The following is a 15,051-nucleotide window of genomic DNA, read 5'->3' as shown; positions in this document are numbered from 1 at the left end:
GGCCTTCGAAAGAAATCACCTTGCCGTCGGGTCAGGCGCCGACCGTGGTGAATTCGGGCCGGGTGTCGGCAAACATCGTCGGTGCCGGCGCAAAGGTCTTGCGCAAAGTCCGCGCCGGGCCTTCGATCGTGACGTTCGGACGCGCATGCTGCAGCGCAATATTATCCCACAGCACAAGATCATGCTCGCGCCAGTGATGCTCGACCACATTCTCCGGACGGTACAAATGATCGAACAGCTCCTCGAGCAATGCTTCGCTCGCCGCGTCGTCCATCCCGTCGATTCGCTGGGTCATTTGCTGCGCAACATAGAGCAAAGTTGCACCGGTGCGCGGATGGCGGTGGCCGATCGGAAGCCGAAGAGTTTCATCCGCAGCAAATTTCGCGACCAGGACGTCGGTATCGCCGCCCGCCCGCTGCTGGTAGGTTGCATCCTGACCGTGGATGGCAAAACGCCCTTCGACCCGCGCGCGCAGATCATCGGGCAGTGTCTCCCAGGCCCGGACGGCGCTGACGAACATCGTCGGGCTTGTGGGCTGTTCGACCTTCACCCCGTATAGCGAAAGCAGGCGGAACACGTCGGGCGACCACATATAGTCCGAATGGAATAGCAGCCGGCCGACCGGCGCATTGCCGCCCGGCTCCCGATTGGAAACCATAAGCGCGCGCTCGCCAACCGCTGCGTCGAGCCCGGCCATGCCATGTGCCAGCGGTTCCTCGCCGATCAACAATCGCGACAGATAGGTCTGGAATCGCAGATCCGCATCGATATCGCGCAGCACCAGCAGGCCCTTTGCGTCGAACAGTTCGCGCAACTGCGCAATCATATCTTCCGCCAGCGGAACCTGCGGCTCGAGTCCCATCACCTCGACGCCAAATTCCGGGCTAAGCTCCCGCCACAGCAACCGTGTCATCTCGTCACTCTCCCAAAACCAACCGCCTTCCGGCTATAACGGCCGGACCCGAAGCGCGGTTTCATCAGACATAGCAATCACTATATATGAGCTACTGCCCACCCGCAACCGGCTGCCGCGGCGAGCGGCCGCTGCTTCCGGAAAAGCGTTCGGCCCACCACTTGGCGATCAGGATATCGCTACCATTTCAGTGGCATCGCCTTGATGCTGCGCATGAACGACGCGGGCTCGAACGCGATGTCCTCAGCCGGCACCGCCAGTTCGAGATTTGGAAAACGGCGGATCAGCGATTCCAAGGTCAGCTTGATCTGCAACCGCGCGAGATGCTGACCGACGCAGGAATGCGCGCCGGCGGTAAAGGACATGTGCGGCGCCGGCTTGACGCGATGAAAATCCAGCTTGTCGGCGTCGGGGTAAACCTCTTCATCGCGGTTGACCACGGCGAATTCCACCAGCGCCGCCTCGCCCTCGCGGACGATCTTGCCATGGGTGAATTCGACATCCTTCTTCGCCCAGAACACGAAGGGCACGCCATATTTGAAGCTTGGAATCCAGCGCCATAGCTCGTTCAGCGCGGCGTTCATGTTTTCGGGATTTTCCTTCAGATCGCGCCAGTGATCAGGATGGGTCATCAGCGTATAGACCGTGGTACCCAACTGCCAGAGCGTGGTCTTGAACCCACCGTTCCACAACGCCATCGCAAGGCCGACGAGTTCGTCCTCGGCAAACTTGTCCCCATTGTCGCGGGCATGAACCAGCACGCTGAGCAGATCGTCGGTCTCGGTTTCGCGGCGTTGCGCGATCAGTTCCCGAATGAAATTCATATTGTTGTTGCGGGCTTCGAGCTTCTTTTCCGGAGGGTTGGCGAAGTCCGAAGAAATATCCACCCACTGCTTGAACTCGAATGCCCGGTCGGCCGGAATCCCCAGAACGCCTGCCAAGACACGAACCGGCAGAATATGCGAAAAGAGCCGAATGAAATCGGCGCCGGGGCCCTCGGCTTCGATCGTGTCGAGCAGTTCGTCGACAATGCCCTGGACCCAGCCGGTCAGTTTCAGGATGCGATCCGGCGAGAATGCCCCGGCTGCGAGTTGGCGGACGCGGGTATGCCCGGGTGGGTCCATATGCAGCAGCAGCGTCGGAATCTTGATCTGCTCGGTGTTGTGCAGCCCCGGGATGGCGTGCTTCAGCCCTTCGGTTCGGCCGAAATTGCGGAAATCATATGCGATCTTGGCATCGGCATAGCTGGTTACAAGCCAGCAGGGCTCACCATAAGGAAGCTGCACCCGCACAATACCTTGCGGGCGAATTTCCTTATAGCGCGGATCAACGTCGAGCCTGGTCGGCGAGGCAAAGGGATAGTTGATGACTTCTTCCGTCATGACGGTTCCATAAGATGGGTAAAACGGGGATTTCGTTCGTCGACGACGGCGATCCAGGCGCCAGTCAGCTCTGCGCGTCTTCGGCTTTCCAGGCGAGGTCGCCAAGCGTGTCGGTGATCTTCTCCGGCGCCACGCGCACCCGCATGCCGCGGTGCGCTTCCCGATCCGAAATCAACCGACCGGGAATGTAGATATCGGCCTGTTCGTCAAGCCGGACCAAAGCGAGCGTATAAGGGACATATTTCATCATGTCGGGCGTGGTCGACCGGTGGACAACGACCCAGCTATAGACTTCGCCCCTACCGCTCACCTCATCGAGCGACAGATCATCGCCATGACAGTTCGAGCAGATCGGGCGAGGCGGCCAGGTCCAATGACCGCAATCGCGACAATGCGATACAACCAGCCGACCGTCGGCGAGCGCCTGCCAGTAGGCAACGCTGTCGCGATCGGGGATCGGCTTGACAAGGCGTTCAGCCATCATGCACCCCTCAATATGGTCGCGGAAGAATAGCCGCTGACATAGCCCAGCTGGCCGGTCACCAGCGCGACATCATGCTTCTTCACCTGCCGGTGCGCCGCATCGCCCCTGATCTGCTGCACGGCTTCATACACATGGTTCATGCCATGGATGTATCCTTCGGAAAGCAGCCCGCCATGGGTATTGATCGGCAGTTTGCCGCCTGCGCGGTCAAAGCTTCCGTCCTTTAGCATGTCGGGCACTTCGCCAGCCTTGCTAAAGCCATATCCTTCGATCTGCGAAAGCACGGGATAGGTGAAGCAATCGTAGAATTCGGCGAAATCGATGTCCTCCGGCCCAAGGCCGGCGGCATTGTAGAGCCGGTTCGCCAGCGGCCGGGCGGGCGATTCGGCGAGTTCGCTAAAGCCGTTATTGGCGATGCTGATGCCGCCGCCCCAGGCAGCACCCTGGATGAGCACCGGGCGATGCGGCAGATCCCGCGCACGTTCGGCACTAACCACGACGACCGCAACGGCGCCGTCGGTTTCAAGGCAGCAATCGAGCTTGTGGAAGGGTTCGGCAATCCATTCGCTGGCCATATAATCATCCAGCGTGATCGGCTTGCGCATCATAGCCCGTTCATTGTCGACCGCATTGGTCCGGCACAGAACGGCAATGCGACCAAGATCCTCGTTGGTCGTGCCATAGCGCAGCATATGCGCGCGCGCATTCATCGCCATTTCCTGCGCGGGCACCATATAGCCGGAGGGCATCTTGTACTGGATATCCCAGGGCGCGCGCGCCGGCCCGGCGCCCGCACCATTCTTGCGGAGTTCCGAGCGGCCGTTCAGCGAGCGATAGCAGACGACGCAATCGGCGATGCCCGCACTGACCGCCAGCGCCGCCTGGCCGATGATCGACATCGAAACGCTGCCGCCCAGAAACTGATCGACATAGAAATTGATGCTCTTGATGCCGAGCGCCTGCGCCAGCACGTTCGGCGAAACCGAATCATTCGCGCCGTAGGTGCACAGCCCCTCGATATCTTCGATTTTCAGGCCGGCATCGGCAATCGCGGCTTTGATCGACCGTGTCGCCAGAGCGAAGGTGCTGACACCCGAATCCTTGGAAAATTCGGTGCAGCCGATACCAACTATCGCGGCCTGCCCGCGCGGAAACTTTTCGCTCCTGTCACCCATCTCTGCCTCTCCTCGGGCTGGTTTGAATTGCGACGAACATCCGTTGCAATTCCCAAGCCCGGTCATGTGGTCCGACCCGATCGTGCCAACGCCCTGCGCAACCTCGCAAAATGTGACATTCGACTGTCAGCATAGTGGACGGCAGTGCCGTTGGTCAAGCTGAGCCCCGCACATTGATCAGCCGGGACGGCGTATCATTATATGGAAAATCGCATAATCCCGAGCCACAATCGGTTATGGTTTGAATCGAGCGACGCTCCGGACTGGATTCGTTTTTCCGTCATCGGTTGGTCCCGTGCGTTCACCCGACCGGGGAAGCGCGACCGCCGTCCCTGCCTTCACGCTTCTTCCCCGCTTTTTCGCCCCTGCGACCGATGCCACACCGCCTTCGGCCCTTATCCGGGCGCCCTGCCGGATGGGCCGATGCCGCTTCTAAGCCGCGCCCGTCTGTATGAGCCGGAGAAGCTTGGACGGGGTCAATGGCAGATCGTCCGGCAGTGTCCCGAATGGAATAAGCGCGTCGGCAATGGCGTTCACCAAAGTCGGTCCGCCGATGATGATCCCGCCTTCGCCCACGCCCCGGAATCCGCCCTCGCCCGCAGCAGGCGTGGTGATGTGCGTATACTCGATCACCGGAATATCGGTGATCGCCGGCAGGTGATAATCCTTGAACGTAACCGCCGTTGGATTGGCGCGATCGTCATGCGTATATTCTTCCAGCAATACACATCCGATGGCCTGCGCCAGGCCGCCGGCGATCTGCCCTTCAACGATCGCAGGATTGATCTGCACACCGCAGTCTTCGCTGCTGATCCAGCGTTTGATCGTAACGAACCCCGTCGTCGCATCGACTTCGACGACGCAGGCATGCGAGGCCGTCGCGTGGGTAATAAACGATGGGGGCGAGTAGCGATATTGGGCTTCCAGCCCGCTTTCCATGTCCGGCGGCAGCCGCTGGGGATCGCCATAAGCCAATTGGGCGACTTCCTTGAGCGTCCGCGTCATTGCCTCCGCGCCGGCAATCCGCACGATGCCATTTTCGATGGAGACGTCATCGGGATTGGCGTTGAAGGCGTGGGCGGCGATCGCCTTGAGCTTCGACACCAGCAGTTTGGACGCGCGGATGGCCGCGCCGCCTGCCGTCACGGCCTGTCGGCTGCCTGCGGCGCCGGGGCCATAGCCGCTCCGTGTCGAATCGTCCTGGAAGATGGTGACGTCGGCGATCGAAACGCCCAATTGCTCGGCGATGATTTGCGCGTGCGTGGTCTCGATCCCATGACCCTGCGAATGGGTACTGAGATTGGCCGTCACCTTGCCCGTCGGATCGATCCGAATATGGGCGGTGTCGCTCCATAACGGGAAAATGCCGACGGCCGCGGTCGGCTCGATATAACTCGCGATACCCAGACCCAGATAGCGCCCCTGCTCCCGCGCTGCCGCCTGCTCGGCACGGAAGGCGGCCACGTCGATCTTCGTCAGCAGCTGATCGAGGCATTCATGCGCCGTGACATCGTCGATCGGTATGCCGATCGGATTCCTGGTCGGCATTTCCGCCTTGGTGAGCAAATTGCGCCTGCGGATTTCGACCGGATCGATGCCGATCTGGCGCGCGGCCTTGTCGAGCACGGTCTCGCGGGCCAGTGTTTCGATTGCCCAGGGTGCGCGATAACCGCCCAGCCCGACGGTGTTGGTATGCCAGGCGCGGCCCAGGAAGCGAAAGGCCGAAATACGATATGGCCCGGGCATGAACATCATCACCGGCATGCCTGCGTCGGGCATGTGCGGGTGGGCGCCATTGTTCGAATTATAAACGACATCCCACGCGAGGAACCGCGCGTCGGCGTCGAAGGCGATGCTGAGAGTGATGTCCGATTCCCGCGCGGCGTTGGACGAGGTCAACGCCTCCGTCCGGTCCTCGATCCATTTGACCGGCCGGCCAAGCAGGAGGCTGGCTGCGATCGCGCCGATTTCCTCACGCCATGGCTGGGCCTTGAGCCCGAATCCGCCGCCCACATCCTTGGCGAGGACGCGGACATCGTGCTGCGGGATATCGAAGGCAATGCCGATGGTGCTGGCCGCTATATGCGTACTCTGGCAACCGATGTGGACGGTAAGCCCGCCCGCCCCGGTGGGGATGCTCACCACGCCGCGCGTTTCCATCGTCGACTGAGCGATACGCTGGTGCCGGACGGTCCCGGTCACGACATGGGCCGCACCCGCGAAGAGTTCATCGATTTTCGGATTGGGGGGCGAGCGCACCTCTTTCACGATGTTCGATTCCGAGCCCGGGTGGACCAGCGGCCCCGTCATCGCATCGGCGACTGTGATGAGGGGGTCTTCCTCGTCATATTCGACCCAGACCAGTCCTGCCGCGTCTTCAGCGATATAGCGGCTGTCAGCGATCACGATCGCGACCGGATCGCCAACATAGCTGACATAGTCGCCCGACAGCGGCCGGGTCAGCGGTCCGCCTTGGGGCTGCATATGCATGTTAGACAATTCGACATTGTAAACGCCAAGGTCGGCGGCGGCGAGAACCGCTCGCACGCCTGGCAGGGCGCGCGCCTCAGTCAGGTCCATCGACTTGATTCGGCCGCGTGCGATCTGGCTGCGGACATAGGTGGCGTGCAACACCCCCGGAACCGAGACATCGTCGACAAAGGTTCCACGCCCGGTCAGCAGTCGCAGATCTTCTTTGCGCAATATGCGCTGGCCGATGTAGCGCCCGGCTCCGCTGATGGGTGCGCTCATGCCGTCTCTCCGTCGACGCGCTCATTCGCCAGGCGGGCGATCGCCTTGCGAATGCCCTGATAGCCCGTGCAACGGCACAGATGGCCGGACATCGCATTAAGCAGGGTTTGCTCGTCGGGGCGCTGCTCGCCTTCGGTCAGCGAGGTCAGCGTCATCACAACACCAGGCGTACAGAATCCACATTGCAGCGCGTGGCATTCCCGCATTGCCTGTTGCACCGGACTGAGCGTTCCGTCGGCTGCCGCCACACCTTCGACGGTGACGATCTCGGCGCCGTCGGCCTGAACCGCAAACATCAGGCAAGAGCGGACAGCCTTGCCATCCATCATGATCGTGCAAGCACCGCACACCCCGTGCTCGCACGCGAGATGTGTGCCGGTATAGCCCAGATTTTCGCGCAAGAAATCGCCGAGCGTTATGCGCGCCTCGACCCGGGCGCTCACTGCCCGCTGGTTGACGGTCAACTCGATCTGATGCTCGCTCATTTCGCGGCTCCCTGGTTGATCGCGGCGGTCAGCGTGCTGGCAAAGACGCTGCGGCCGACGCTCCGCCGATAATCCGATGTCGCGGCATGGTCGTCGAATGCATCAGTATCTGCCACGGCCAGTTCGGCTATGGCACGGGGGTCGATATCCTTCACCAACTGCCCGACCAGCGCGGCTTCGGCCTGATACAGTTTCATCGGGGTCGGTCCCATCCCGAACCAGGCCAATCCGGCGCGGCTGATCCTGCCCTGGTCGAGCGTTATCGCGCCGACCAGCCCGACAAGCGCAAAGTCGCCCGGCCGCCGGGCCACCTCATGGAAGACGGTCACAGTACCCTGCGGCCACGGCGCGAAGTGAATAGCCGTCACCATTTCGTCGGGGCTGAGCACGGTCGCATAAGGGCCGATGTAGAATTCTTCGGCCGGAATACGCCGGTCGCCGCCCACCGAGCGCACCTCAAGTTCGGCGCCCAGCGCGACAGAAGCGGCAGGAAGTTCCGCCGCCGGCTCGCCGAGCGAAATCGAACCGCCGATTGTGCCGCGGTTGCGCGTCTGGAAATGCCCCACATGGCTGAGCGCGCGGACGAGCGCCGGTTGCGCGGCGGCAAGTTCCGCACTTGCCAGCGCTTCATTCTGCCTGGTCATCGGCCCGACCCGCATGGCATCGCCGGTGCGGGTGATGCCTTTGAGTGCCGCGATCCGGTTGATATCGATGATCACCGAAGGCGTCGCCATGCGAAGCGCGAGCAGGGGGAGTAGCGTCTGCCCGCCCGCCAGGATCGTCGCATCGCCGGCGCCCCGGTCAAGATGTTCGAGCGCTTCCTCGATCGTTGATGGGACGACATAGTCGAACGGGGCTGGTTTCATGATTGGCGGCCTTGTCCGCGCGCGATCAGCTGGCTCACCGCAGGATCAAGGGTGACGACGATCGATCCGCTGCTCCGCCCAGATGCATAGCTGGCGGCAGCCATCCCGGCGATCGCGATCCCCAGTACCGCGCCCTGCCAGAGCTCCGGCGACTGACCATGCCCCGCAAGGAAGCCGGCCAGTGCGGCAAGAAATACGGCGATGATCCAGACGAACGGGTTGGGACGCGATGGCTGCTGCGCAACCGGCAGAATCGGGCCAGGCGACGCCACCGGAGCGGCAATAGGGGGTGAAGCCGTCGATTCCGGCGCCGGAACGGCCTCAGGTTGTGCGGCCGGCGTCTCATCCTTCGGAGCGACGGCCACCTTGGCTTCCGTGACAATGCCGCCGAAGCGCTTGAAAAACAGACCGGCGAGTTGCTTCGCCGTGGCGTCGATAATTGGACCGCCGACCTGGGCCAGTCGACCGCCCACCTCGGCATCGACCGTGTAGCTCAGCCGCGTCGCCTCACCTTCGTCAACCAGCACGACCCGCGCACTGCCACGGGCAAAGCCCGCCGCACCGCCCTGACCTTCGCCTGAAATCAGATAGGAACTCGGGGGATCGAGCTCCGAGAGGGTGACGGCACCGTTGAAGCGGGCGCCAATGGGGCCCACCTTGATGGCCACGACCGCCTTCAGGCGATCATCCGCCTCTTTTTCGAGCGACTGGCAACCCGGAATACATTGCCGGAGAACTTCCGGATCGTTCAAGGCTTCCCATACCTGCTGGCGCGGCGCATGGATCAGCTGATCCCCGTTCATCTTCATCGCTCGGAACGCTCCTTGGCGAGTGTCGCAAAAAAATGGTCGAACCTGTCGGGAAGAAACTCGAACAATCCGGTGGTCATAATCCCGATCGTCAAGGTGCGCTGGACCGGTTCAACTCGACAAATGGCCGTATTATTTCTGAAATTCGGGTGTGGTCACGACAATCCCGTCAAGGCTTTCGTCCACAACGATCTGGCATGCCAGACGTGCGTGATCATCTTCATCGCCGGCGGCCTCGATCATCGCCAGTTCCTCTTCCTCGGCCGGCTTCAGTTTTTCGAGCCAGCCATCAGCCACATGGACGCGGCATGTGCCACAATAGCAATTTCCGCCGCAAACGGCCTCAATTCCGTCAATGCCGTTCTGAATGGCGCCTTCCATGAGCGTCATTCCGACCGCGACGTCAACCGCCTGTTCGGTGCCGTCATAGGCGATATAGGTCACTTTCACCATGATGCTCAGCGCTCCCCCGCAAGGATATCATTCGTCATGCCAGCTGCTCGCCGCATGCCCCGGTTCGGGGCGATGCGACAGTAACGGGGCTCGATCATTCCTGTACCCAACTTCAACTCTCCAATGGACGGTCGGCTCGCAGGATCCGGCGTCCGTTGCTGCCAGATCAAGCTGCGCGCCATTCCCAGCGATGCATGCGATTTCCGGCGTAGCACGCAAAATCGCACCCGACCGTCATTTTTGCCTGCCTATTGGCATGCCAACTCCCGGTCAATATGGGCGGTGATCGTTGTCCGCCGGTCGCGAGCCCGCCCCGGCCTCCCAGTGGATGCCACCACTCCCCGGTGGGCAGCCGTTTGGCCGGGCCAAAAGCGGAGCGAAAGCACCATCTGTCAGCGAGAACGGCTCGCAGCGGGTGGCTTGCGGACAGCGCCTAGCGACCACATATGCTAATTTGTCAGACGGCGGAGCCCTGCAGGAATCTGGCGGGATCTGGTCTGGCCAAGGAGCCCGGCATCGGCTCATTCGTTTTTGGCATGCCGTCCGGCGGGGCTTTCGGGGGCATGGAACATTGAGCCCCTGAATTGACAGCAGCCCCGGATAGGTATGTGTCTAATGCAGGCACCCCCGGACAGGGGCGGGAAATTTGAAGGAGATTAGCCGTGGAAATGAACGATATGGTTGTCATCAGTGTCGATGACCATATGAGCGAGCCGCCCGGGATGTTTGACAAGCACCTGACCGGCGACGCTTTGGCCACGGCACCACGGTTCCATACAACCGATGCGGGCACGACCTATTGGGAATATCAGGGTCGCAAGCTGGCGTCGGTCGGATTGAACGCGGTTGTCGGGCGCCCGCCCGAAGAATATGGAATGGAGCCGACCTCGCTCGATCAGCTTCGTGCCGGTGTCTACAACGTCGACGCCCGCGTCGACGACATGAACGCCAATGGTATTGCGGCATCGTTGTGCTTCGGGAGTTTCGTGAGCTTTGACGGCAGCCTGTTCCAGAAGGTTCCGGACAAGGATCAGGCCCTGGTCCATCTTCGCGGCTATAATGACTGGCACGGGGACGAATGGTGCGGCGCTCATCCCGGCCGGTTCATTCCCTGCGGGATCCTGCCCACCTGGAACATGGATGCGACCGTCGAGGAAATCAAACGACTCGCACGCAAGGGCTTCAAGGCGGTGTCGATCAACGACAACCCGACCGTATTGGGCTTGCCGAGCATCCATAATGCCTATTGGGAGCCGTTCTGGAAGGCGATCACCGACGCCGACATGACCATGTGCCTGCACATCGGCTGTGGTAATCCGGCCCCTCACGCTTCGATGGAAACGCCGATCGAAGCATGGATCAGCACCATGCCGATGGCGATCGCGATCGGCGCGGCGGACTGGCTCCACCTCGACGCGTTGAAGCGTTATCCGACGATGAAAATCGCCTTGTCGGAAGGCAGCATCGGATGGGTGCCATATTTCCTCGAGCGGGCGGATTTCAGCCATTGGCGCCACCACGCCTGGACGAATTCGAAATTCGAAGGTGAAAAGCCGAGCAAGCTTTTCCGCAAGCACTTCATGAACTGCTTCATCGACGATGAATTCGGCCTGCGCAATCTCGCCGATATCGGCGAGGACATGGTGAGCTATGAATGCGATTATCCGCATTCGGATTGCCTGTGGCCGGAAGCGCCCGAGCGTTTGTGGTCGACCGTCAAGCAATTGACCAACGAGCAGATCGACAAAGTTACGCATCTTAATGCCATGCGTTTCTTCAATTTCGATCCGTTCACGCACCATAGTCGCCAGGAGCTGTCGGTTGGCGGTCTGCGCGCCGCGGCGAAGGCCAAGGGCGTCGATACGACGCCGAAGTCGCAGGGCGGCGAATCGCCGCTGGCGGCGGGTGACAAACGCATCGTGACGTCCGGCGACATCGTCGGAATGTTCACGAGGCACGCCGAAGCGGCGTAATCTGCCGCCGGGATGATCACAGATCACCCGGCGATGGCACACTTCCCGATCGGGCGTCGCCACGAAGGCGGCGCCCGCTTCGATCCGGATCGGGGAGGGGCTGCTCGTTCAGCAGATGTGCGGCAGGCGAAGGAGGGGAGAGGCATGACGACAGATTTGGGATGGCAGGCCGAAAGTCTTGAGGACCGTATCGGCCGCCTGGAGGCGCTGGACCAGATTCGCCAGCTTGCCTCCCGCTACGCGCTTGCGGTCGATACGCGGAATCTTGACGATTTGGCCGCCTTGTTCGTCGAAGACGTACGCGTCGGCAAAGACAGCTACGGCCGCCAGGCTATTCGCGACTGGTACGCCCGCTCGCTCGAACGCTTCGGCACAACGATCCATTTTGTCGGAAATCACGTGATCGACTTTGTCTCGGCAGAGGCGGCGACGGGCGTCGTGACCTGCCATGACGAATTGGAAATGCATGGCGAATGGCACGTCGGCAAGATCCAGTATCTGGATGAATATTCGCGGCGCGACGGTCGATGGTACTTCAAGCGTCGCCGCCTGCAGCGGTGGTATCTGGTCGATGCGCTGACCCGGCCGAGCCATGGCGGCGGAGTCAATCTCGACAAGACCGGGCTTCAAACGGGGCTGCTCCCGGACCTCTGGCCAAGCTGGGATCGCTTTTGGGCTGAGCGGGGCAAGTCACCGCGCTGAAGAAGGGTTGCGGTGAAGGCCGCTTCCCATCAGGAAACTCTATCCCTGTCGAGGTCGCCATGAGCAGGTTTCGCACCAGCATGTATTTCGATATGCGCGCGCCGGCATTCGGCGCGCCGGCCAGGGAGCTTTATGCCGCGGCGCTCGAAATGGCGCGGTTCGCCGACCGGATCGGCATGAACCAGATCGGCTTGATGGAACATCACGGCTGCGAAGACGGCTATCTCCCCAATCCCTTCATCATGGGCGCGGCCGTAGCAGCGTGCACCGAACATGTTCGGATCAGCCTTGGCGCGATCGTTCTGCCGCTCCACGATCCGCTGAGGGTCGCCGAGGATATCGCCATCCTCGATCAGATCAGCGGCGGACGAGTCGAGGTGATCTTCGGAGCGGGTTACGTTCCGTCCGAGTTCGCCCGGTTCGGCGTGTCTCTGCATGATCGCGCGCGCCTGATGGATTTCGGTATCGACCGGATATTGCGCGCTCTATCAGGCGAACGGGTCGATTCCGAAGGCCATGAAATCCTTGTGCGCCCGCTACCGATCCAGGATCCCAAGGACATTTTGCTGGTGGGGGGCGGCGTGAAGGCTTCCGCGCGGCGGGCGGCACGATTCGATCTTGGCTTTGCTCCGGCCAACCCCAAACTTTTCGCACTTTACGAGAGTGAGATGCGCGAACGCGGGCAGGCGCCGCGCAAGCAGCATGGGCCAGGCCGCCCGCTTTGCATCCATCTCGCCGAGGATGTCGACGCCGGTTGGGCCGAACTGCTGCCACACGCAATCCATGTCGCCCGTTCCTATGCGGGATGGGCGGAGGAAACCGGATCGCGCGGTTCACCCTTTCATGGTCTCGACACCGAAGAGGCGATGCGAGCCGCGGGCATTTTCCGGGTTTGGACGCCCGAGCAGCTGTTGGAATATGCCGCCACCCTCCCGCCCCATGGCGCGCTGGGTTTCATGCCCTTGCTGGGCGGGCTGGCGCCCGATGCGGGCTGGCGGAGCCTGCGCCTGCTTGAGGCGACCATGCCCCGGCTGCGCGAATTGCAGAACGCTGCCGGCTAGAAGCAACGGTCAAATTCGGGCGGTTTCGGGAGGATTGGCGAAAGGTGACGCGTGCAGATGTGCTGCGCGCCGGATGCGGTTGTGCTATTCCTATCGTAAGCTGGTTCGCGACCTGAATTTCGTACTAGCCAGCACTGGTGATGCTACGGTTCTGCGCCAGCAGTTGGGAACGAGAGTTCCGTCGATTTTGGGAGCGTGAAGAGATGACACAATTGCTGTGGCGAGAACTTGGCCCGGAATTTGGCGTCGAGGTGATGGGAGTCGAGCCGCAGGTTCCGCTGGCGGAGAATGTGATTGCGCAGCTGCGCGAACTGTTCGACGCAAAGGGCCTGCTGGTGCTGCGCGATATCGATGCGGATCCGCGGTTCCAGACCTATCTTTCGCGGCTGCTGATTGGCGAGGAACCGCTGGCAAATGGCATGGCGGGCCTCGACGCGGCGGTGGGGGAGCGTCAGCTTCTGGTTTCCAATCGCGAGCCCGGCAGCAGCGCGCCGATGGGCCGGCTGCTTTACCATTCGGACTATATGTGGTCGCCCGACGTGTTCCGCCTGCTTTCGCTGTACGGGGTGAAGGTGGAGGAACCGACCAGCCCGACGATGTTCGTCAGCGCGGTTCGGGCCTGGGAGACGCTGCCCGATGATCTGCGCGCGCGGGTCGAAGGGCGTTTTGCCATCCACGGTCAGGATGCGACCTACCAGCAGCGGGCGGGCGGCGACGCCGACGTTCTGGTCTCCAAATTCGCGGTGGACGAGACCCTTCGGCTTCCGGTCGGCCACCGCCATCCGCGCACCGGGGTAACCCTGCTTTATGTTGCGCAGCAAATGACCCATCGCATCGACGGGATGGACGATGCGGCGAGCGAAGCATTGCTCGAGGAGCTGTTCGATCATCTGTATCGTCCTGAGAATGTGGTCGAACATCACTGGCGCGAGCATGATCTCGTGCTGTGGGACAATATCGCACTGCAGCATGCGCGACCCAACATCATGATCGAAGGCCCGGCGCGGACGTTGCGCAAGACCTTTGCGCCGGCACCGACGATGGCTGCCGAAATGCGGCCTGCGTTTACCACGGTCGGCGCCTGACCGCGGATATGGTGATCGCCACCGAAGACATTCTGCAGATCGCCACGCCGGCCCGGCGGCGGCGTTCGATCCGGCGGACAACGGTCCATGATTCGAATCGTCCCGATGGGTTTGACGGGCCTGTCGCGCATGTCGCGACGGGCCGGGATCTTGTGACCGATGCACAGGGCCACGCGACGGTGGTCGATTCGGCGCGGGTTACGGCCGAGGTGGACTATTATCGTACCGCGATCCTGGCGCTGGCCGCCGATCCACCGGCACCCGCTTTGTCGGCGCTGATCGGCAAGAGCGCCTATGCCGGCTTTCGAAAATCGATCGAGGCCGTGCTTCCAGGTGAAGTGGGATCGCATTCGGTTCGCGCGCAGCTGTTCGACGACCTGCCCGCCGCGGTGATGGGCAATGGCCGGGCGCTGCGCGCCGAGGGTATCCGGATCACGCTTGGCACCAGGAGCAAGCTGCCCGTGGACCTTTGCGCAGGCTGGGTCGAGGGCGGGACGATGGCTCAGGGCTATACCGATCTGGGGCCGCCGCTGCTGGTGGGGCCGCGGGCGGCTCCGCTCGAGTTAGCCGCCGATCCGCTGTCTTGGCAGGCGATCGATGCACTGGCTCCGCACGGTACGCGCCGCTGCCGCCGGCTCGACGTCTGGGAAGATGTGGGCGGGCAAGGGTGGGCCGACTGCTTCTTTCGAGACAGCCATGTCGATCGCGACGGGGTGGAGACGGTGATCCACGAGTGGCGCCTGCTGGCTGAGTTCGATGTCGCGGAACGGTGTTTCGTGGGCGTCAAGGCGACGGCCGGGGCGCTCCCCTATCCGGAATGCCCGGGGTCGGGCGCCAGCGCGGAGCGGTTGGCCGGGATGCGGATCGATGGCTTGCGTAGCGCTGTGCGGCAGGGCTTTGTCGGCCCGTCGA

14 protein-coding genes are annotated in these 15,051 nt (G+C 62.1%); 5 read left to right on the top strand and 9 right to left on the bottom strand.

Annotation, left to right across the window (positions count from 1 at the left end; translation table 11 throughout):
• Positions 1 to 31: 31 nt before the first annotated feature.
• The 9 genes from BLS13_RS19915 to BLS13_RS21305 all read right to left on the bottom strand — a co-directional run bounded on the left by BLS13_RS19915 (position 32) and on the right by BLS13_RS21305 (position 9,246).
• On the bottom strand, positions 32 to 913 hold the full coding sequence (locus BLS13_RS19915; protein ID WP_093454755.1) for a TauD/TfdA dioxygenase family protein: 882 nt from the start codon (positions 911 to 913) through the stop codon (positions 32 to 34).
• A gap of 179 nt (positions 914 to 1,092) precedes the next feature.
• The gene (locus BLS13_RS19910; RefSeq protein ID WP_093454753.1) at positions 1,093 to 2,295 is read right to left on the bottom strand and encodes a cytochrome P450; all 1,203 of its coding nucleotides are present in this window, start codon (positions 2,293 to 2,295) and stop codon (positions 1,093 to 1,095) included.
• Between the two features lie 64 nt (positions 2,296 to 2,359).
• On the bottom strand, positions 2,360 to 2,776 hold the full coding sequence (locus BLS13_RS19905) for a Zn-ribbon domain-containing OB-fold protein (protein WP_176943705.1): 417 nt from the start codon (positions 2,774 to 2,776) through the stop codon (positions 2,360 to 2,362).
• Positions 2,776 to 3,954: a thiolase C-terminal domain-containing protein gene (locus tag BLS13_RS19900; RefSeq protein WP_093454750.1), complete on the bottom strand. Its 1,179-nt coding sequence runs from the start codon at positions 3,952 to 3,954 to the stop codon at positions 2,776 to 2,778. Before BLS13_RS19900 ends, BLS13_RS19905 begins: the two co-directional genes overlap by 1 nt.
• Positions 3,955 to 4,386: 432 nt before the next feature.
• A complete protein-coding gene (locus BLS13_RS19895) occupies positions 4,387 to 6,705 on the bottom strand; it encodes a xanthine dehydrogenase family protein molybdopterin-binding subunit (protein ID WP_093454749.1) in 2,319 nt (772 codons plus the stop codon).
• Positions 6,702 to 7,190, bottom strand: a complete 489-nt coding sequence (locus BLS13_RS19890) for a (2Fe-2S)-binding protein (protein WP_093454747.1) — start codon at positions 7,188 to 7,190, stop codon at positions 6,702 to 6,704. The genes BLS13_RS19895 and BLS13_RS19890 overlap by 4 nt, the downstream gene beginning before the upstream one ends.
• Complete coding sequence (locus BLS13_RS19885) at positions 7,187 to 8,056, bottom strand: FAD binding domain-containing protein (RefSeq protein WP_093454746.1); 870 nt, start codon at positions 8,054 to 8,056, stop codon at positions 7,187 to 7,189. Before BLS13_RS19885 ends, BLS13_RS19890 begins: the two co-directional genes overlap by 4 nt.
• A complete protein-coding gene (locus BLS13_RS19880) occupies positions 8,053 to 8,865 on the bottom strand; it encodes an SRPBCC family protein (RefSeq protein WP_093454744.1) in 813 nt (270 codons plus the stop codon). Before BLS13_RS19880 ends, BLS13_RS19885 begins: the two co-directional genes overlap by 4 nt.
• 132 nt (positions 8,866 to 8,997) lie before the next feature.
• Positions 8,998 to 9,246 (bottom strand): 2Fe-2S iron-sulfur cluster-binding protein, encoded by a 249-nt coding sequence (locus BLS13_RS21305; protein ID WP_371128229.1) that lies wholly within the window; start codon positions 9,244 to 9,246, stop codon positions 8,998 to 9,000.
• 740 nt (positions 9,247 to 9,986) lie between these two features.
• Between BLS13_RS21305 and BLS13_RS19870 the strand changes: the two genes are divergently transcribed.
• From BLS13_RS19870 to BLS13_RS19850, 5 genes are all read left to right on the top strand, one after another.
• Positions 9,987 to 11,291 (top strand): amidohydrolase family protein, encoded by a 1,305-nt coding sequence (locus tag BLS13_RS19870; RefSeq protein WP_256325996.1) that lies wholly within the window; start codon positions 9,987 to 9,989, stop codon positions 11,289 to 11,291.
• Between the two features lie 12 nt (positions 11,292 to 11,303).
• Positions 11,304 to 11,993: a nuclear transport factor 2 family protein gene (locus tag BLS13_RS19865; RefSeq protein ID WP_093454740.1), complete on the top strand. Its 690-nt coding sequence runs from the start codon at positions 11,304 to 11,306 to the stop codon at positions 11,991 to 11,993.
• Positions 11,994 to 12,052: 59 nt separating this feature from the next.
• Positions 12,053 to 13,054 carry an LLM class flavin-dependent oxidoreductase gene (locus BLS13_RS19860; RefSeq protein ID WP_093454738.1) on the top strand — a complete coding sequence of 334 codons (1,002 nt, stop codon included), beginning with the start codon at positions 12,053 to 12,055 and terminating at the stop codon, positions 13,052 to 13,054.
• 203 nt (positions 13,055 to 13,257) lie between these two features.
• Positions 13,258 to 14,139 carry a TauD/TfdA dioxygenase family protein gene (locus BLS13_RS19855; RefSeq protein ID WP_176943704.1) on the top strand — a complete coding sequence of 294 codons (882 nt, stop codon included), beginning with the start codon at positions 13,258 to 13,260 and terminating at the stop codon, positions 14,137 to 14,139.
• An 8-nt stretch (positions 14,140 to 14,147) separates the two neighbouring features.
• Positions 14,148 to 15,051, top strand: a 904-nt coding sequence (locus tag BLS13_RS19850; protein WP_093454735.1) for a DUF2889 domain-containing protein, incomplete at its 3' end; no start/stop codon positions are given.

The organism is Sphingomonas sp. YR710 (assembly GCF_900101455.1).
GTDB lineage: Bacteria > Pseudomonadota > Alphaproteobacteria > Sphingomonadales > Sphingomonadaceae > Rhizorhabdus.
The sequence above is the reverse complement of the archived record's forward strand: the minus strand, read 5'-3'. Positions and strand labels throughout refer to the sequence as shown.

Excerpts from the sequence above, each read along its gene's own strand:
- BLS13_RS19860 (WP_093454738.1), top strand. The coding sequence starts at position 12,053 with ATGAGCAGGTTTCGCACCAGCATGTATTTCGATATGCGCGCGCCGGCA.
- BLS13_RS19870 (WP_256325996.1), top strand. The coding sequence starts at position 9,987 with ATGAACGATATGGTTGTCATCAGTGTCGATGACCATATGAGCGAGCCG.
- BLS13_RS19885 (WP_093454746.1), bottom strand. The coding sequence starts at position 8,056 with ATGAAACCAGCCCCGTTCGACTATGTCGTCCCATCAACGATCGAGGAA.
- BLS13_RS19915 (WP_093454755.1), bottom strand. The coding sequence starts at position 913 with ATGACACGGTTGCTGTGGCGGGAGCTTAGCCCGGAATTTGGCGTCGAG.
- BLS13_RS19900 (WP_093454750.1), bottom strand. The coding sequence starts at position 3,954 with ATGGGTGACAGGAGCGAAAAGTTTCCGCGCGGGCAGGCCGCGATAGTT.
- BLS13_RS19905 (WP_176943705.1), bottom strand. The coding sequence starts at position 2,776 with ATGGCTGAACGCCTTGTCAAGCCGATCCCCGATCGCGACAGCGTTGCC.
- BLS13_RS19855 (WP_176943704.1), top strand. The coding sequence starts at position 13,258 with ATGACACAATTGCTGTGGCGAGAACTTGGCCCGGAATTTGGCGTCGAG.
- BLS13_RS19865 (WP_093454740.1), top strand. The coding sequence starts at position 11,304 with ATGATCACAGATCACCCGGCGATGGCACACTTCCCGATCGGGCGTCGC.
- BLS13_RS19910 (WP_093454753.1), bottom strand. The coding sequence starts at position 2,295 with ATGACGGAAGAAGTCATCAACTATCCCTTTGCCTCGCCGACCAGGCTC.
- BLS13_RS19895 (WP_093454749.1), bottom strand. The coding sequence starts at position 6,705 with ATGAGCGCACCCATCAGCGGAGCCGGGCGCTACATCGGCCAGCGCATA.
- BLS13_RS19890 (WP_093454747.1), bottom strand. The coding sequence starts at position 7,190 with ATGAGCGAGCATCAGATCGAGTTGACCGTCAACCAGCGGGCAGTGAGC.
- BLS13_RS19880 (WP_093454744.1), bottom strand. The coding sequence starts at position 8,865 with ATGAAGATGAACGGGGATCAGCTGATCCATGCGCCGCGCCAGCAGGTA.
- BLS13_RS21305 (WP_371128229.1), bottom strand. The coding sequence starts at position 9,246 with ATGGAAGGCGCCATTCAGAACGGCATTGACGGAATTGAGGCCGTTTGC.